The organism is Photobacterium sp. GB-50 (assembly GCF_003026755.1).
Taxonomy (GTDB): Bacteria; Pseudomonadota; Gammaproteobacteria; order Enterobacterales; family Vibrionaceae; genus Photobacterium.
Window position 1 is genome coordinate 17,396 of sequence record NZ_PYNX01000025.1, and the last position, 18,419, is coordinate 35,814.

Sequence of the window (18,419 nt, forward strand, 5' to 3'; positions counted from 1 at the left end):
TGTCTATGGAAAGAAATTCAGTATCACCGCTTTATGCCGCCATTGATCTCGGCTCAAATAGTTTCCACATGTGGATTGTGCGCGAAGTAAATGGCAGTGTTCAGACACTCGCGAAAATCAAACGTAAAGTGCGTTTAGCCGCAGGGCTTAACAACCAAAATGTACTCAGCGAAGAAGCGATGCAGCGTGGCCTTGATTGTTTGGCTCTCTTTGCCGAACGCTTACAAGATATCAAAGCCGACCATATCCGTATCGTTGGTACTGCCGCCTTACGTACAGCAGTGAACGCAGAAGAATTTCTTTCCAAGGCGAAGGCTATTCTTGGTTATCCGGTCAATATTATTCCGGGTGAAGAAGAAGCCCGCATTATCTATCAAGGGGTCGCACACACCTCTGGTGGTAGTGATAAACGTTTAGTGGTCGATATCGGCGGTGCCAGCACTGAAGTTATTATTGGCAAAGGGTTTGATAGCAGCGCTTTAACCAGCTTAAAAATTGGTTGTGTGACTTGGCTTGAACGTTACTTTAAAGATCGCTACCTCACTTCAGCCAACTTCGAAGCGGCAATTAATGGCGCCAAAGAAGTCATTGAACCGATCATTGAACGCTATACCGAACTCGGTTGGGAATCTTGTGTTGGTGCCAGTGGAACGGTACAAGCACTACAAGAAATTATGCTGGCGCAAGGAATGGATGAAATCATTACCTTGCAAAAGCTTAAGCGCTTACAACGTCAAGCTATGCAATACGAGCGCTTAGAAGATCTTGATATTGAAGGTTTAACACTAGAACGCGCATTAGTATTCCCTAGTGGTTTATCAATTTTAATCGCGCTATTTGAGTCATTAAAAATTGAATCTATGACGCTAGCTGGTGGCGCGCTACGTGAAGGCATGGTGTATGAAATGATGGAACAAATGCGCCATCATGATGTATGTACTCGTACCATAAACAGTGTTCAGCAACGCTTTCAAATTGATACCGAACATGCCGATATTGTCAACGATATGGCAATGTCGATGTTAAGCCAATGCCCAAATTGGCAACTAGAGCCTCAAGCACAAAACTTATTGGAAGCGGCGGTAAAACTGCATGAGATAGGGACAAGCATTGAATTTAAGAAAAGTGCAGATCATGCAGCTTATCTAATCAAGCACCTAGATCTTCCTGGTTTTACCCGTGCTCAACGTCATTTACTGGCCGAAATCTTACGTCGCTACATTGGTCCTCTCACCAGCTTACCTGAGCAACATGCACTCTCAGCTCAAAGCGCGGCGCGATTACTGCGTTTATTACGTATTGCCGTGATTATGTGCCACCGTCGTGATACCCATTGTTTACCGCCATTTAGCCTGCAAGTTGATAACGATAAGTTAACGTTACTGTTGCCTGCAAAATGGCTGATCAACAACCCGCTAACGCGTAGTGAGCTACACCAAGAAGCAACCCGTCAAACAGATATGGGCTGGCCTATGGTCGTGACATCGCAAGACTAAACATTCTACTCGATCAAAAAAGGCTCCTTAAAGGAGCCTTTTTTTATACAGCAATAGTCATAATTAACCCGTAATACCACTATGACGCAGCATTGCATCTAGCTCAGGCTCTCGACCACGGAAGCGTTTGAATAGCGCCATTGGCTCTTCACTGCCCCCTTGCTCAAGAATACAAGTTAGGAAATCTTGACCTGTTAGCGGATTGAAAATGCCTTCCTCTTCAAAGCGTGAAAACGCATCAGAAGACAATAATTCTGCCCACAAATAGCTGTAGTAACCTGCACTATAGCCACCAGCAAAAATATGACTAAAGCTGTGTGGAAAACGTCCCCATTCTGGGCTTGGTACCACTGAGACACGTGATTTCACTTTAAATAAGGTATCTAACACCTGTGCGCCCACTTCTGGATCATATTCGGTGTATAGCGTGAAATCGAACAGACCAAACTCAAGCTGACGTAAAATAAACATCGCTGATTGGAAGTTCTTCGCTGCGAGCATCTTATCTAGCATTTCTTTTGGTAGTGGCTCGCCTGTTTCATAGTGACCAGAAATAAACGCCAGTGCTTCTTCTTCCCAACACCAATTTTCTAGGAACTGGCTTGGTAGCTCTACCGCATCCCATGGCACACCGTTAATACCTGATACTGACGCTACATCAACTTGCGTTAGCATGTGATGAATACCGTGGCCCGTTTCATGGAACAAGGTTACGACTTCATTGTGAGTAAACAATGCCGGCTTATCGCCAATCGGACGGTTAAAGTTACAAGTTAAGTAGGCTACTGGGGTTTGTAGTGTGCCATCAATACGGGTGCGACGAACCATGCATTCGTCCATCCACGCACCACCACGTTTATGATCACGCGCGTAAAGATCAAGATAAAAGCTACCGCGAAGTTTGCCTTTATTATCAAAGATGTCATAAAACGTTACCGAATCATGCCAAACTTCTACACCTTCACGTTGTTTGATCTCTAAACCAAACACACGCTTTAATACCTCAAAGAGACCTGCAACGACTTTCTTTTCAGGGAAATATGGACGTAATTCTTCATCTGAAATGCTGTAACGATGTTGTTTTAGCTTCTCTGAATAGTAAGCAAAATCCCATGGCTGTAGATCGTCGATACCATATTCATTCTTAGCATATTCACGTAGCTCAGCCACCTCACGCTCACCTTGTGGCTTCGCACGATCAGCAAGATCATTTAAGAAACCTAACACTTGCTCGGTAGATTCCGCCATTTTGGTCGCCAGTGATTTTTCACTGTAGCTGTTAAACCCTAACATACGAGCCAGTTCGTGGCTCAGTTTCAGTTTTTCTGCAATGACTTCAGTGTTATCAAATTCACCTGCATTAGGACCACGATCTGAGGCACGGGTACCGAACGCTTCATACATTTCAGCACGGAGTTCACGATTATCACAGTAAGTCATTACCGGTAAGTACGACGGCATTTCTAGAGTGAATAAATACCCTTCTTTCTCTTTCGCTTCTGCGTTCGCTTTTGCCGCAAGCAAAACCGATTCAGGCAAACCGCTTAATTGCTCAACATCAGTAATGACCTTGTTCCATGCCATGGTGGCATCTAACACGTTATTACTAAAGGTTGAAGATAGCTCAGATAAGCGTTTACTGATCTCACCGTAACGCGCTTGCTCTTGTGCAGGTAAGCCAATACCTGATAGCTCAAATTCTTTTAAGGCGTCTTTGATCGACTTTTGCTGCGCTTTATTCAACGACGCAAATTTATCGCTCGCTTTAATCGCTTTATAGGCTTCGTACAATCCTTTGTGTTGTCCAACCCAGGTACTGTAATCAGATAACAGAGGCAAACAGCTTTCATACGCTTCACGTAATTCAGCACTATTTTTCACGCCATTAAGATGACCGACAGGTGACCAAATACGACCTAGGCGATCATCAGTTTCAGCTAAAGGCGCACAGATGGTTTCCCAAGTTGGCTCTGCCATTTCCATCAACACAGATTCTACATTTTCACGACAATCTGCGATCGCTTGTTCAACCGCGGGCTTAATATGCTCAGGTTTAATATGAGCAAACGGTGGCAAATCGGTCATCGTCAATAATGGGTTAGACATACGCTTTTCCTTTATTTTTTTATCTTATTATTAACATGCGCCCGCGATAGGTAAATTTCAATCGTTTGCGTGGTTTAGTGTATAAAAAGGCAAGAATTCACGCATTTACTCATGATTGTTCACTCTAAAGGTGGTGTCATGGTTGGATAATAGGTGAGAATTAACGATAATACTGTTTAACCCCTCTCCTTTTATATACCGATAGAGATTGATTTCATGCTGAGTTATCGTCACAGCTTCCATGCTGGCAACCATGCCGACGTGGTTAAACACATTGTTCAAAGCTTAATTTTGGATGCACTCAAGCAGAAAGATAAACCTTTCGTCTATCACGATACCCACTCAGGTGTAGGTCGTTACGATCTGCAAGATGAGCGCAGCGAAAAAACCGGTGAATTTAAACAAGGTATTGCACGTATTTGGTCACGTGATGATATCCCTGAAGCGATCCAAAGCTACATTGAAACGATTAAAGATCTTAATCACGGCGAAGAGCTGCGTTACTACCCTGGCTCTCCAAAAGTGGCACGCGCACAAATCCGTGATCAAGACCGTATGGTACTCACCGAACTTCACCCAAGTGATTTCCCTCTACTCCTGCAAGAGTTCCGTGGCGATCGCCAAGTAAAAATGTATAAAGAAGATGCCTTTGCTCGCTTAAAAGCGACCCTACCGCCGAAAGAGCGTCGCGGTGTGGTACTGATCGATCCCCCCTATGAACTTAAACATGAATACCAAGATGTAGTAAAAGCGATCAAGCAAAGCCATCAACGTTGGGCGACAGGTACCTATGCGATTTGGTACCCTGTGGTTTATCGTGAAACTATCGACAACATGCTTCAAGGCTTAAAAGATTTAAATATCCCAAAAATCTTACAAATTGAACTGGGTGTAGAGCCTGATAGTGAAGAGCGCGGTATGACAGCATCAGGCATGATTGTGATTAACCCGCCTTGGAAGCTAGAAAGCCAAATGCGTGACATTCTACCTTGGTTACAGCAAGCCATTGCGCCTAATCATGGTCACCACACCGTTAAATGGGTTGTGCCTGAATAAGCTCCATTGGCAATATTTCCTCCCTTTAAATACAGGCAGTGTATGCTGCCTGTACCAGATAATTCGTGCCACAATCTCAATTTTCGATGATTTAATAGCAAATCAATCGTATTTTCCGATTTTAAATCCTCGTCAGGCACCCCAATCTTTATTACACTAGCTCAATAGCTCGTCACGAATATAACGAATATTAATGGAGTAGAGTCATGGCAAAGCATTTTGATTACATCTGTATCGGCGGTGGTAGCGGCGGTATTGCATCGGCAAACCGTGCTGCAATGTATGGTGCAAAAGTTGCGATTATCGAAGCAAAAGCACTCGGCGGTACTTGTGTAAACGTAGGTTGTGTACCTAAAAAAGTGATGTGGCACGGTGCTCAAATCGCTGAAGCTATGCACCTTTACGCAAAAGATTACGGCTTCAATGTTGATGTAAAAGGTTTTGACTGGAGCAAACTGGTCGAAAGCCGTGAAGCTTACATCAGCCGTATCCACACTTCTTACGACAATGTACTAGGCAATAACAAAGTTGAAGTGATCAACGGTTTTGCCCATTTCGTTGACCAGAAAACGGTTGAAGTAAACGGTGAACACTACACCGCTGATCACATTCTTATTGCTGTTGGTGGCCGTCCATCAATTCCTGCAATCCAAGGCGCACACTACGGTATCGACTCTAACGGTTTCTTCGAACTAAAAGAGCAACCAAAACGTGCCGCTATCATTGGTGCAGGTTACATTGCCGTTGAAATCGCTGGTGTATTAAATGCACTAGGTACAGATACGCACTTATTCGTACGTAAAGAATCACCACTACGTAGCTTCGATCCAATGATTGTAGATACGCTAGTTGAAGTTATGGCAGCTGAAGGGCCAGCGTTACATACGCAATCTGTGCCAAAAGAAGTAGTGAAAGAAAAAGACGGCTCAATCACGCTGTACTTTGAAAACGGTGAATCACACAATACTGACGTACTGATCTGGGCTATCGGTCGTGAGCCAACTACAGATGCCATCAACCTAGCCGCTGCGGGTGTTGAAACCAATAACCGTGGTTTCATCAAAGTGGATGAATACCAACAAACTAACGTTCCTGGTATCTACTGTGTCGGTGACATCATGGAAGGCGGTATCGAACTAACACCTGTAGCAGTTAAAGCAGGTCGTCAGCTTTCTGAGCGTCTATTTAACAACAAACCTGATGCGAAGATGGACTACAAATTAGTCCCTACAGTAGTATTTAGCCACCCACCAATCGGTACTATCGGTCTTACTGAAGCTGAAGCGATTGCGCAATACGGCGAAGAAAACGTGAAAGTGTACAAGTCAGGCTTCACAGCAATGTACACCGCAGTTACTGCGCACCGTCAACCATGTAAGATGAAGCTGATCTGTGCAGGCGATGACGAGAAAGTAGTCGGTCTACACGGTATTGGTTTCGCGGTTGACGAAATGATCCAAGGCTTTGGTGTCGCGATGAAGATGGGCGCAACAAAAGCTGATTTTGATAGCGTTGTGGCTATTCACCCAACAGGCTCTGAGGAATTTGTGACAATGCGCTAGGCATTAACACGAACCTAATATAGATAAGGCGATGTAGTGAAATACATCGCCTTTTTTATGCTATTGCTTTTATCAACGATACCAAAAGAGCTTAGTTTAAAAGCGTATTTTTACCTATTAACACACACCGCCAATTCATTAGTAAAACTAATACTAAAACACTAGTTTTTTTCATTTTTCAATGTTCCAAAAATATCTATAATTCGCGCATCGAAACACGACTGAATGCCTATATATCTTAGGGTTGGGCGAAGGTTGTACAGTAAAAACAGCTTAAACTTTATAGGTAATTCCATGACTCGCATCGTAAATAAAATTGTTGCTCTATACACTCCAGCGTTTTCTTCTCTATACAAAAACGGCAACAATAAGTAAGCATTAAAATACCTTACTGAAAAAAGAATTTAGAAAGGGCTTTGAACCTCATGTTCAAAGCCCTTTTGCTATATACCCTCTACCACTCAATCTTTGGCCTGACGTTTTTTAATCACGACAGCGTAAGTGTAATTAAGACGAAAAAAAACACCGCGCAAAGGCGATGTTTTTTTAAATATATTCATTAATTAGTGATGATGGTGGTGATCATGACCACAACTACAGCTTGGCGCAATCACACTTTGAATTTGCGTAAGCGTGATTTGTTTTAGCAACTCTTCAGTGCTGATAGTGTTTAGTAAATGCATGTTTTCTGCATTCACAGCCATCACATCTTCGATTTCACGCTGCTTGTTAACCACATCAATTAATTTATGGCTAACTTCTGCTGGCAATGAAAACTCACGGATCACTTTCATTTCATTGCTTTGTGTATCAACAGCCATCATGTTTAATGTTAATGAAGCTGTATCTTCAGCAGGTTGTGCAAAAAACTCATTAGGGATCACTGCAGCATTAAACTGAATATCAAACGCCAGATCACCGAGTTTTAGTACCACTAAACAACCGCCATTTTCAGTGCTTAATACACCAAACTCAGCACCTGATTCAGCAAGCAGTTGTTGTTCATCTTCAGTAATGTTCTCTAAACCAAGAAAAACAACATTCGTCATATCATTGCGGAACATTTCCAGAACAGCACCATCTCCCGCTGCAAATGGATGATTTTCAATAATTTGACCAACGTGAAAATGATTATGATGTTGTTCTGTCATAGCAAACCTCAATAAATTGGTAACGTTATAATTAAGCTAAAGCAATAAATACAACATATTGTTTAATGTCATCATTATAACCATTACAAAGAAAAACATAATCCCTGCCAAAGCAAAAACACTATTACATATAAGTAATAATATTGCGCAAATGAGAAGAGTATCTAGAACCTCTAGAATAATGAGTCAAATACCCATCACAGTATAATAGTCATAACACACTAATTTTTATTAATTTGTTAAATCATAACGTTTACTAAACACATAAAAATCAGAATAAAATCAAAAAACATTTACATAATTAACCATTTTTTACCAGTCAACTATTCCATGCTTTATTAAAAGAATGTAATCTCTCCCTCCCTAAATATGGAAAACCAGTGAATAGTTATTCTCACAGGGTCTATAGAGGGTATTCCTATTTATTCGGCAGTTTCTATCAGTAGGTTGTAAATCAAGATGCATAACCAAGCAGTAGCACCACCTAAAAACACCTTAAACACCTGGCTAATGTTCATTATCCCATCATTAATTGGTGTCTTTCTTTTTATGGCACCGATTAATTTTAATGGTGACATTACAATCCCTATCGCTGTTTTAGCGAAAACTATTCAAGCGCAGTTTGAACATTCACTGACATCGATTGTGACAGGCGTGATCAGCTTTACAGCTATCATGTCGATCATCACTAAAGTGTTTAAGCCAGGGTTTATTACACGCAATGGTTTTTTAAATGGCTTACTAAACCCATCAGCAATGTGGTTTGTGGTTCAACAGCTTGGTGCTATCTTTGCTGTTATGGCGTACTTTAATATTGGCCCTGTAATGTTTCGTAACGACGCGACAGGCGGTCTTGTATTAAACGATTTACTACCTGTTCTATTCTCAGTATTTATTTTTGCCGGTTTGCTACTGCCGCTTCTACTCAATTTTGGTCTACTGGAATTTTTCGGCACTTTATTTACTCGAATCATGCGTCCGATTTTTGGTTTGCCTGGCCGTTCATCTGTTAACTGCATTGCATCTTGGTTAGGTGATGGCTCGGTAGGCGTATTATTGACCAGTAAGCAATACGAATCGGGAATGTACACCCAACGTGAAGCGGCCATTATTGGTACAACCTTTTCAGCGGTATCTATTACCTTTAGCTTAGTCGTGATCGCGCAAGTTAACTTAGAGCACATGTTTGCACCGTTCTACTTAACGGTATGCCTTGCTGGTCTTGTCGCGGCAATTATTGTGCCTCGCCTACCGCCACTATCACGTAAGAAAAACATCTACATTGATGGCACAACAGAGAGTCAACATGATGAAAATGTGCCACAAGGTCACAACGTTTTCTCTTACGGTTTACACCAAGCACTAAAGAAAGCAGCTGAAGTTAAAAGTATTCCAGCAATTGCGTTAGATGGTGTGAAAAATGCCGTAGATATGGTGTTTGGCGTACTGCCTGTTGTTATGGCAATTGGTACTATCGCGCTGGTAATTGCAGAAAATACACCACTATTTGATTACTTAGGTATGCCATTTATTCCGTTCTTAGAATTGCTGCACATTCCAGAAGCGGAAGCGGCATCAAAGACGATTGTGGTGGGTTTCGCTGATATGTTCTTGCCATCTATTTTGGCCTCAACCATTGAAAGCGACATGACCCGTTTTATCATCGCAGCAATGTCAGTGACACAACTTATCTACATGTCTGAAATTGGTGCACTGCTTATCGGTAGTAAAGTACCCGTTAAAGCGTGGGAACTATTTGTAATTTTCATCCTACGTACACTGGTCACCTTGCCTGTGATTGCAGGCATGGCACATTTACTATTCTAAATTTGAGTTTCACTGATAAAAAAGGCGGCCATTGGTCGCCTTTTTTATTATCAAAATATTGATGTAGCTAGAGCATTAGACTTAATGCCAGCCAGCAATTTCGTTAATCTTATCGCATTTTATAAAATATAGTATTCATCATAAGAATAAGCACTTTTTTACCATTGATTTTATTTTCCTTAATTGCAAACATATCGAAAAATCAACTATAACTAACTGTTTTAATGTTATTTTCGGCTGATTAACTGTGCATATTGTTTAAGGAAATCTATATCATGCAATTTAAACTGTCTCTTGTTGCAGCATCCCTTCTTGCGACGCTAACTCTTACTGGCTGTAACGACGATTCATCTTCAACGCCAACAGCACCAGATGTTGAAAATCCATCTCCTGAGACAGGCAACCCTGACACTGGTAAGCCAGATACAGGCAATCCAACACCAGTTACAACAGGTCAATTTATTGATGCTAAGGTACAGGGCTTAGATTACGTTATCGGTACGAAAGCAGCACAAACAGATGCAGAAGGTAACTACGAGTTAGGTGCAGAAAATGGCACTATTAGTTTCTATATCGGTGGCAAAGACGGTCTATTAATTGGTTCAGTTTCTGGTCGTGCAGTTACAACCCCATTTGAAGCAGCTGGTACCTACGAGCGCTCTATTAACCTTGCACGTTTACTACTAACCATTAACGAACACAATGATGATTCAACCATTATCATCCCTTCACTGATCAAAGATAACCCAAGTACTGATATTCAAGCTGCACTAGCGAAAATTACCTTGGATGATGGTTACTTTGAAAAATCAGTTGAAACACTATTAACCCTGCTAGATTCAAAAGCGCTTGTAGCTGCTGCTGATGCTCAAAAGCACATGCAAGCATCTTTAAACCCAGAACAATTACAACGTGGTTCTGATGAAGTATTAACACAATGGGCAAAAGGCTCTAACCAAATTATTATTCATCGTAGTGCCAACCTACGCGTTAAAAATAGCAGCGATGAAACATTTAAAACGGTTATTCATCAAGACCAACAAAACGGTAAGTACGTTGGTGGCTTAAGCTTAATGAACTACAAGTTGACTGATGATCAATTTATTATTCTTGCTGGTTCTAACGACTCAACCATCGAAAAAACAAGCACTTTACCAAGCTTTGTTTATGAGATGACTAATAAGGCGGAAGCTTATACTGAAAATGAAATGATGCCTTGGTCTGAAATTGAAACAATGGGCTCTCCATACGCTTGTATGACTGCAAAAAACTGTAGTGAACGCTTATTAACTCAAGCTAACCTTGAACACATTGAGCGTCAAGATGGCGACCATAAACAAAAAGAAGCACAGTCAGGTACATACGATCCAGTAACTCAGGTTTACACTCAAATTCGCAGCAAAGAATACCTAGATGGTGATTACGCAGGACGAATCAGTGAATCCATCGAATTCTTCTATCCTGTAGCGGATGCAAAAACAGATCGCTTTGTTGACTTCACAGGAACATGGACCGCTAAAGAAACGCGTCCTGATTGTCATGATGTAGCAACATCTAACTTAACGTTTGGTGAGAATACAATCACACTAACAGGCCAAGAGTTTATAGGTAAATGCGATATTACTGATGGCATAAACGAAACGATCACATACGAAGACTTTGCAAAGATGGACTTCTGGTGGTTTGGTACCAACGATAAAGTATCTACAGCAACACTAGATCAGCTAAACACAACAGTACGTTGGAATGACAAAGATACTGGTGAGACAACCGATAACTTCAAGATCAACCGCTTTAGCTACATCCCAGCAGGTAAAGCATGGGATAAAGGCGTACTTGTTCGTGATACGTTAAGCGATAATGGTGCCAAAGTTGCTACTATTACGATGAAAAAATCGTAACAGCACCTAATAAAAAAGGCGACCAATGGGTCGCCTTTTTATTATCTAAACATCAAGCTATTAGCCTTTATAAATCTTCGGGTTAAACACGTCCCGTAACCAATCACCTAACAAGTTGATTACCAGTACTAATACCACCAGCAAAATACCGGGGAAGACAGTGATCCACCACGCGCCAGAGAAGATATATTTAAAGCCGATACTGATCAGTGAACCCAATGATGGCTGATCTACCGGTAAACCTAAGCCTAAGAATGACAAGGCCGCTTCTGACATAATGGCGTTCGCCACCTGTACCGTTGAAATCACTAAGATCGGTGATAAACAGTTTGGCAGAATATGACGGAACATAATACGTGGCGCTCTAAAGCCCATGACTTTTGCCGCTTCAACATACTCTTTCTTCTTTTCGGCTAATACCGAAGCACGCACTGTACGTGCATACTGAGGCCATTCAGCAATACCAATGATCATTACCAACATGATCACCGCATATTGCGCATAGGTTTCAGCACCTAATGCAGTGCGGAAAATCGCAGAAACGATGATCGCCACCATCATGGTCGAGAATGACAACTGCACGTCCGCAATACGCATCAAGAAACTATCAACACGACCACCATAATAACCCGCAGTTAAGCCAATCACGATCCCCAGTGTCATTTGCAGTGCAACAGCAAGTAAACCAATCGTTAGTGATAAACGCGCACCATAAAGCATGGTCGATAAAATATCACGGCCTTGATCGTCGGTACCAAGTAAGAAGTTCTCATCACCATCTTCCATCCATGATGGCGGTAACTCTGAATCCATAATATCTATCGACGCTAAATCATACGGATTACTCGGCGCTATAAATGGTGCAAACAATGCCGTGGTGGCAAACGTTAGAAAGACAGCGAAGCACACCATCGCCACTTTGTCTTTCTTAAAATAATACAAAATATCGGAGTTTTTAAAACGCTCCCAACGGCTTGGTGCAGCTAGTGTATTACTCATGACTTACTCTCCCTTGCCAGTCAGGTTTACAGTCGGGTTAACCAATCCATAGAGCAAATCGACGATGGTATTAGTTACAACAAAGATCAAGCCAACAAAAATCACGTAAGCTGTGATAAGTGGGGTATCAACACGGTTAATCGCATCTAAAAACAGCAATCCTGTGCCTGGCCATTGGAATACACTTTCAGTCAAAATAGTGTAAGCAATCATGGTACCAATCTGCACCCCGCCAACCGTTAATACCGGCAGCATGGTGTTTTTTAAGGCGTGTTGGTAGTAGACCTTTTTCATCGGTAGCCCTTTCGCTTTCGCAAACTTAATGTATTCAGAGCTCAACACTTCTAACATTTCAGAGCGCACTAAACGAATAAACAACGGCAACATAATCGACGCTAAGGCAACACATGGCAGCACAAGGTGCTTTAAGCCATCAAGGGTAAAGAACCCCGACTCCCAACCTAAATAGTTGGCGGTTTCACCTCGACCAAACGAAGGTAACCAACCTAGCTCAATAGAAAAGACGTACATCAACATAATGGCAGTTAAGAAAACGGGAATTGATATACCAATACTACTGAACGCCATAATGGCTTTGGTTAAGAAACTATTGGGATGAATCGCGGAGTACACGCCAAGCGGAATAGAGACCAAGACAATAATAATTGTGGCACCAAAAACTAACTCTAAGGTGGCAACTAACTTGTCTAAAATCACCTCTGTGGCAGGCTTTTTAAAGGTATAAGACGTGCCCAGATCGCCTTGCACCGCATTCGCTAAAAATCGGCTGTATTTGGTGATAAACGGATCGTTAAGTCCTAAATCATCACGTAATTGTTGTCGTTCAGCTTCTGATACAGATTGCCCCACCAACTCTCGTAATGGGTCGCCAAGGTTATCTTGGATGGCAAAGGCCACCAAACTGATCACAAACATCACTATCAGTGCCTGATACAGGCGCTTGACCAGAAACGTAAACATTCCCTGCCCCTTCTCTTTCTTCCTGAAAAAGTGCCGGAGCAAGCTCCGGCACTGTCGCTTTCGCTATAACATTACTTACTTTTCATCGACCACAAGATCGCCAAAGTAAGGCTGTTCCATTGGGTTAACAATATCGGCCGCGTGTACATTTGAACGCGCGCCCCATGCAAGGCTCTGCCAATGCAGTGGGACAAACGCCGCTTCGTTGTACAACGTCGCTTCTACCTTCTGTAGCATGACTTTACGTTTGGCTTGATCGGTTTCTACGTTCGCCGCTTCAATCAACTTATCGACTTCAGGGTTAGAGTAAAAACCACAGTTGTACTGACCTTGACCTGTTTCTTCATTACGCGTCATGGTTAGGAACTCAGTCATGTTCGCTGAATCTTCAGTATCGGCATGCCAACCAATCATCATCATGTCTGCCGCACACTTATCAAACTCAGGCCAGTATTGCGCTTTTGGCATGGTCTTGAGATCGACTTTCACGCCAATTTTAGACAGCATCGCCGCTACCGCTTGCGCTACTTTTGCATCGTTCACATAACGGTTATTCGGTGCCATCATGGTTAATGTAAAGCCGTCGGCATAGCCTGCTTCTTTCATTAATTCTTTGGCTTTTTTCACATCGTAACGCGGTACTAAATCAGCATTGTAACCTTGGTAACCGGCAGGGCTCTGTTGACCTGCCGTAGTCGCAAAGCCTTTCATGATTTTCTTCACGATGCCTTCGTTGTTAATCGCATGTACGATCGCTTGGCGTACGCGTACATCTTTCAACGCTTCATTGCTGTTTTGGTTCATTTGGAACGTGATGATACGGGTACCCGGTAGTGTCACCAGATCAACATCTTTTGCTTCTTTCAAACGTTTATGATCATTAGGTGCAACGTGATCAATCATATCAACACCACCAGAAAGCAACGCTGCAAGACGTGTTGCATCTTCTTTGATAGGCAATAGTGTTAGCTTATCTACATTACCTTTTGACGCTTTATCCCAGTAATTTGCATTACGGGTAAATTCAACTTTTACCCCTTGCTCACGCTCTGTAACGATAAATGGACCGGTACCTGAAAGATTGGTAGAAGCAAATGAGTTACCGTGTTTCGCAATTTCCGCTTTATCTTTACCTTCAGCGGTTTTCCCTGTGTAGAACTTGCTGTCCATTGGGAAGATGTATGTCGCGGTTTGTAGCACCAGTGGATAGGTTCCTTTCGAGATCAACTCAACCGTGTAGTCATCCACTTTCTTCATTTCAGAATACGGGGCAAAGATCTTTTTAAAGTCTGCCGAATCTTGCAGGCGATTAAATGTCCATACCACATCGTCCGCCGTAAGTGGATTACCCGAATGGAATTTCACCCCTTGACGCAATTTGAAACGGAACGTGTGATCATCAACACGCTCCCAGCTTTCCGCTAGACGCGGCTCAAAATCCATATCTTGGGTAAAACGAACAAGAGGATCGAACACCATATGAGATAGCTGTAGCGTACCGCCTGATAACTGCTCATGCGGATCTAATGAAACAGGATCCGAAGCGTAACCCAGTTTGATTTCTGCAGCAGTAGCACTAAAACTTAACCCCGCGGCAATCAATGCTACGGCTAATTTGCTCTTGATGGTTTTCATTGCATAACTCCTTTATGCACGGGACCTCTCCCGCGAGTAATGTTTGTTGATGTGGACTAAGCGCGCTTTAATCCATTTTGACTAATCCCTTTAAATTCTGGCATTAGTGAAATTAAATGTTGGCTGTATTCATGTTGAGGATCGGTAAAAAGCTGTTCAGTTTTCGCCACTTCCAGCAAAGTACCTTTTTGCATCACCCCAATGCGATCACACATTTGACGGATCACGGGTAAGTCATGGCTGATAAACAGCATGGTTAAATTCAATTCGTCTTGCAGATCTTTAAGTAAATTCAAAATTTGTGCTTGAACAGACACATCCAGAGCTGATGTTGGCTCATCACAGATCAACAATCGTGGACGTGTTGCGAGAGCACGAGCAATAGAAATACGTTGACGTTGACCGCCTGAAAACTCGTGAGGATATTTCACCCCAGAGGCACGTCCTAATCCAACATGATCCAATAAATCATGCACAATTTGACGGGTTTGTGCTTCGTTCTCGGTTAATTTATGAAAACGGATAGGCTCTGCAATAATATCGAAAATACGCATCCGTGGATTCATCGAGGTATAGGGGTTTTGGAAGACCATCTGCATTTGACGACGGAAAGGACGACGGTCAGCTTCACTTTTCAGCGCCGTTAGATCCATTCCTTCAAATGTCACCCGACCTTCATTCGGCGGGTATAAACCAGCAATTACACGAGCAATGGTTGATTTACCAGAGCCAGATTCACCCACTAAGCCAAAGGTTTCACCTTCAAAGACTTGGAAACTGACATCATTATTGGCTTGAACATATTCCCGACGACTTTCAAAGAAAGAATCTTTGGTCACAAAGCGCAAACTCACGTTCTCTACATTCAACAATGGTCCTGAATAATCACGTTGCTCTTGGCGCTGCCCTAACCAATGATTTTTAACATCTAATGGCGGCGTTTCTTCTGCCGCTTCGATATAATTCACCAATGGAAAACGCTGTAATTTAATATCTGAACGTGGAACAGCTGAAATTAGGCTTTGAGTATATGGATGTTCTGGACGGTGTAAAACTTGCTCTGTGGTGCCGAGCTCGACTAAGTCACCGCGATACATTACTGCAACGCGATCAGTCACATTCGAGACAACGCCCATATCGTGAGTAACCAACATACAGCCGACGTTTTTCTCAACACACAACGCACGGATCAACGTCAAAATTTGATCTTGAATCGAAACATCTAACGCTGTTGTAGGCTCATCAGCAATGATTAAATCAGGCTCTCCTGCCAGCGCGATAGCAATCACGACACGTTGGCGCATACCGCCTGAAAACTGGTGAGGGTATTGCTTAATGCGCAATTCCGGTTGCGGAATACCCACCTGCTCCATTAACGTTAATGCACGTTTGTACGCTTCCTGCTGAGTGACTTGTAAATTGGTTACTATAGTTTCAGTGAGTTGTTGTTCAACCGTAAATAGCGGGTTTAGCGATGTCATTGGGTCTTGAAAAATAAACCCTATCTTAGCGCCACGTACCTGACGCATTTGCTCTGGCGTCAGCCCTGAAATTTTTGTCCCATCAAGATACACATCACCCTTAGCGATTTGTCCTGGTGGACTCAATAGATCAATCACCGCATTGCCGACGGTTGATTTACCCGCACCAGATTCACCCACTACGCCGACAATTTCACCGCGCTCAATAGAAAACGACAATGATTTCACCGCAGCATGCACCCCATGGCGGGATGGATATTCTATCCGAAGGTTTTTTACTTCTAATAAAGCCATGACCGACCTCAATTGCTTGGCAGATCCTGCCAATATAAAAACTTGAATCCTTTCCACACCAGAACATTCATCTATGGCATGTCGGCCTATCAATCTGTCAAATATTTTACACAAAAGCAACATTTCAAAGCAAAAAACTATAATAAATGTGAATTATCGAATAATTATTCACTTTTACTTATCGGCAAAACTATATCCACCTAAATATATTTTCAATGCAAAACACCCACAAAAACAGCGATATCATGCAAAATCATCAAAATAATCACTATTTCCTAAAAAAACAAAAGACAAGTTATGAATAATTTATCACTAACAACAACTACCACGATTTACATAATCACAACATCAACTGCTTTCATAAAAATACACAACAGTAACAACCAAAAATTTTAATTTACTAGATATATAAGTGGATAATTACAAATTTATTAAAATCTATCACCACATAAAATCAGATTGGCGACGAAGAAAACCTACGATTACGATACAGCTCCTTCATTAGGAACGATAAAAAGCGAAGCTCTAACATCAGGGAATCCTCCACCTCTCTGGCCCCAATCAACAACACTGAGCGACTTTTACTTTTCTATAGGCGAAAAAAAACCGCATCTTTCGATACGGTTTTCTTAATAGTGGTCGGTGAAGAGGGATTCGAACCCCCGACCCTCTGGTCCCAAACCAGATGCGCTACCAAACTGCGCTATTCACCGACAATGTTTTAGGCTTTTAATGCCAAGGCTTCTTAATAAGATAACCTAAATAATGGGGTGGCTAACGAGACTTGAACTCGCGACAACCGGAATCACAATCCGGGACTCTACCAACTGAGCTATAGCCACCATTATAAGTGGTCGGTGAAGAGGGATTCGAACCCCCGACCCTCTGGTCCCAAACCAGATGCGCTACCAAACTGCGCTATTCACCGACTTAATTCTGTGTGCTTGAATAAACAAGCGGGCTTTAAAAAAGCCAGAAAGCTGACGTATCAACTCTCTATAATATGGGGTGGCTAACGAGGCTTGAACTCGCGACAACCGGAATCACAATCCGGGACTCTACCAACTGAGCTATAGCCACCAATGTATTACCTTCCGCCAATACGACCATTTAAATGGTGCGCCCGAAAGGATTCGAACCTTCGGCCTTTGGCTCCGGAGGCCAACGCTCTATCCAGCTGAGCTACGGGCGCCTTGCCCTATCGACGGGGGTGAATATTACGGATCAGAACGCCTCTCGGCAAGTGTTTTTTTTTATTTTTCTTTCGCTCGCTGATTTTATGCTCAAATAACTATTGATTCGTATCATACAAATACAGCGCACAAGTTTGATCCTACAGCACAACCCGATATACTAACAAATATGCAACAATATAATCATTTAAAAACATTAACCGTTCAATTTCAACATTAGCTGCGCATAAAGATAACAACAACTAAAAATACAATTGGGAAGTATAAGGTGAACGCCATGGATTTTTCTTTTCGACAATTTTTATTCGCTGCTGTAGTCGCATTCACCATTGCAGCTCCCACAGTTGCTGACGACATGACAGATGAAGCTATTGCTGAACGCATTAAACCTGTAGGTTCATTACATCTTGAAGGTGAAGCCCCTATTGTAGAAGTCACAGTAGCTCCACGTAATGGTGATGCCGTTTATAATACTTTTTGTGCTTCTTGTCATACTTCTGGTGTCATGGGGGCGCCAAAGAAAGACGATGCGGGTGATTGGTCTGCTCGTATTGCCCAAGGTAAAGATGTGTTAGCCGATCATGCTATTAATGGCTTTAAGGCTATGCCTGCAAAAGGGGCCTGTATGGATTGTAGTGATGAAGAAATTGTTGCCGCAATTAATTATATGATTGCTGGCTTATAATTTTTCTCAACCATAAATTTCTCAATCATAAATAAAGAGGGTGAGCATTATT

The 18,419-nt window shown here is 42.3% G+C and carries 12 protein-coding genes and 5 tRNA genes; 6 read left to right on the forward strand and 11 right to left on the reverse strand.

Features of this window, described 5'->3' with window-relative positions; all coding sequences use genetic code 11:
* The first annotated feature begins 5 nt into the window (after window positions 1–5).
* A complete protein-coding gene (gppA, locus tag C9J41_RS19750; RefSeq protein ID WP_107208576.1) occupies window positions 6–1,496 on the forward strand; it encodes a guanosine-5'-triphosphate,3'-diphosphate diphosphatase in 1,491 nt (496 codons plus the stop codon).
* Between the two features lie 63 nt (window positions 1,497–1,559).
* Here gppA and prlC read toward each other — a convergent pair whose 3' ends face one another.
* A complete protein-coding gene (gene prlC, locus C9J41_RS19755) occupies window positions 1,560–3,602 on the reverse strand; it encodes an oligopeptidase A (protein WP_107208563.1) in 2,043 nt (680 codons plus the stop codon).
* 216 nt (window positions 3,603–3,818) lie between these two features.
* Between prlC and C9J41_RS19760 the strand changes: the two genes are divergently transcribed.
* Both C9J41_RS19760 and gorA read left to right on the forward strand, forming a co-directional pair.
* A complete protein-coding gene (locus C9J41_RS19760) occupies window positions 3,819–4,658 on the forward strand; it encodes a 23S rRNA (adenine(2030)-N(6))-methyltransferase RlmJ (RefSeq protein WP_107247861.1) in 840 nt (279 codons plus the stop codon).
* A 206-nt stretch (window positions 4,659–4,864) separates the two neighbouring features.
* A complete protein-coding gene (gorA, locus tag C9J41_RS19765; RefSeq protein ID WP_107208561.1) occupies window positions 4,865–6,220 on the forward strand; it encodes a glutathione-disulfide reductase in 1,356 nt (451 codons plus the stop codon).
* Window positions 6,221–6,783: 563 nt separating this feature from the next.
* Here gorA and C9J41_RS19770 read toward each other — a convergent pair.
* Window positions 6,784–7,371, reverse strand: a complete 588-nt coding sequence (locus C9J41_RS19770; protein WP_107208560.1) for a hypothetical protein — start codon at window positions 7,369–7,371, stop codon at window positions 6,784–6,786.
* A gap of 459 nt (window positions 7,372–7,830) precedes the next feature.
* Between C9J41_RS19770 and C9J41_RS19775 the strand changes: the two genes are divergently transcribed.
* Both C9J41_RS19775 and C9J41_RS19780 read left to right on the forward strand, forming a co-directional pair.
* Window positions 7,831–9,198: a YjiH family protein gene (locus C9J41_RS19775; protein ID WP_107247860.1), complete on the forward strand. Its 1,368-nt coding sequence runs from the start codon at window positions 7,831–7,833 to the stop codon at window positions 9,196–9,198.
* Window positions 9,199–9,473: 275 nt separating this feature from the next.
* The gene (locus C9J41_RS19780) at window positions 9,474–11,099 is read left to right on the forward strand and encodes a chromosome partitioning protein ParA (protein WP_107294927.1); all 1,626 of its coding nucleotides are present in this window, start codon (window positions 9,474–9,476) and stop codon (window positions 11,097–11,099) included.
* 60 nt (window positions 11,100–11,159) lie between these two features.
* On the opposite strand, the gene C9J41_RS19785 is transcribed toward C9J41_RS19780, so the two are convergent.
* From C9J41_RS19785 to C9J41_RS19825, 9 genes are all read right to left on the reverse strand, one after another.
* Entirely contained in the window at window positions 11,160–12,098 is a 939-nt protein-coding gene (locus C9J41_RS19785; RefSeq protein ID WP_006647518.1) for an ABC transporter permease, read from the reverse strand.
* A gap of 3 nt (window positions 12,099–12,101) precedes the next feature.
* A complete protein-coding gene (locus C9J41_RS19790) occupies window positions 12,102–13,079 on the reverse strand; it encodes an ABC transporter permease (RefSeq protein WP_005372184.1) in 978 nt (325 codons plus the stop codon).
* A gap of 75 nt (window positions 13,080–13,154) precedes the next feature.
* Window positions 13,155–14,714 (reverse strand): ABC transporter substrate-binding protein, encoded by a 1,560-nt coding sequence (locus C9J41_RS19795; protein WP_107247859.1) that lies wholly within the window; start codon window positions 14,712–14,714, stop codon window positions 13,155–13,157.
* A gap of 56 nt (window positions 14,715–14,770) precedes the next feature.
* The gene (locus C9J41_RS19800) at window positions 14,771–16,489 is read right to left on the reverse strand and encodes an ABC transporter ATP-binding protein (protein ID WP_107208556.1); all 1,719 of its coding nucleotides are present in this window, start codon (window positions 16,487–16,489) and stop codon (window positions 14,771–14,773) included.
* Between the two features lie 636 nt (window positions 16,490–17,125).
* Window positions 17,126–17,202, reverse strand: a tRNA-Pro gene (locus C9J41_RS19805).
* A gap of 53 nt (window positions 17,203–17,255) precedes the next feature.
* Window positions 17,256–17,331, reverse strand: a tRNA-His gene (locus C9J41_RS19810).
* A 9-nt stretch (window positions 17,332–17,340) separates the two neighbouring features.
* Window positions 17,341–17,417 (reverse strand) — tRNA-Pro (locus tag C9J41_RS19815).
* A gap of 76 nt (window positions 17,418–17,493) precedes the next feature.
* Window positions 17,494–17,569, reverse strand: a tRNA-His gene (locus tag C9J41_RS19820).
* A 35-nt stretch (window positions 17,570–17,604) separates the two neighbouring features.
* A tRNA-Arg gene (locus tag C9J41_RS19825) sits at window positions 17,605–17,681 on the reverse strand.
* Window positions 17,682–17,959: 278 nt separating this feature from the next.
* On the opposite strand from C9J41_RS19825, the gene C9J41_RS19830 reads away from it, so the two are divergent.
* Window positions 17,960–18,367, forward strand: a complete 408-nt coding sequence (locus C9J41_RS19830; RefSeq protein WP_107288078.1) for a cytochrome c5 family protein — start codon at window positions 17,960–17,962, stop codon at window positions 18,365–18,367.
* Window positions 18,368–18,419 lie beyond the last annotated feature (52 nt).

What these genes read in the sequence shown, in the direction of transcription:
- C9J41_RS19800 (WP_107208556.1), bottom strand. Translation starts at nt 16,489, where the DNA reads ATGGCTTTATTAGAAGTAAAAAACCTTCGGATAGAATATCCATCCCGC.
- C9J41_RS19790 (WP_005372184.1), bottom strand. Translation starts at nt 13,079, where the DNA reads ATGTTTACGTTTCTGGTCAAGCGCCTGTATCAGGCACTGATAGTGATG.
- prlC (WP_107208563.1), bottom strand. Translation starts at nt 3,602, where the DNA reads ATGTCTAACCCATTATTGACGATGACCGATTTGCCACCGTTTGCTCAT.
- gorA (WP_107208561.1), top strand. Translation starts at nt 4,865, where the DNA reads ATGGCAAAGCATTTTGATTACATCTGTATCGGCGGTGGTAGCGGCGGT.
- gppA (WP_107208576.1), top strand. Translation starts at nt 6, where the DNA reads ATGGAAAGAAATTCAGTATCACCGCTTTATGCCGCCATTGATCTCGGC.
- C9J41_RS19780 (WP_107294927.1), top strand. Translation starts at nt 9,474, where the DNA reads ATGCAATTTAAACTGTCTCTTGTTGCAGCATCCCTTCTTGCGACGCTA.
- C9J41_RS19785 (WP_006647518.1), bottom strand. Translation starts at nt 12,098, where the DNA reads ATGAGTAATACACTAGCTGCACCAAGCCGTTGGGAGCGTTTTAAAAAC.
- C9J41_RS19760 (WP_107247861.1), top strand. Translation starts at nt 3,819, where the DNA reads ATGCTGAGTTATCGTCACAGCTTCCATGCTGGCAACCATGCCGACGTG.
- C9J41_RS19770 (WP_107208560.1), bottom strand. Translation starts at nt 7,371, where the DNA reads ATGACAGAACAACATCATAATCATTTTCACGTTGGTCAAATTATTGAA.
- C9J41_RS19795 (WP_107247859.1), bottom strand. Translation starts at nt 14,714, where the DNA reads ATGAAAACCATCAAGAGCAAATTAGCCGTAGCATTGATTGCCGCGGGG.
- C9J41_RS19830 (WP_107288078.1), top strand. Translation starts at nt 17,960, where the DNA reads ATGGATTTTTCTTTTCGACAATTTTTATTCGCTGCTGTAGTCGCATTC.
- C9J41_RS19775 (WP_107247860.1), top strand. Translation starts at nt 7,831, where the DNA reads ATGCATAACCAAGCAGTAGCACCACCTAAAAACACCTTAAACACCTGG.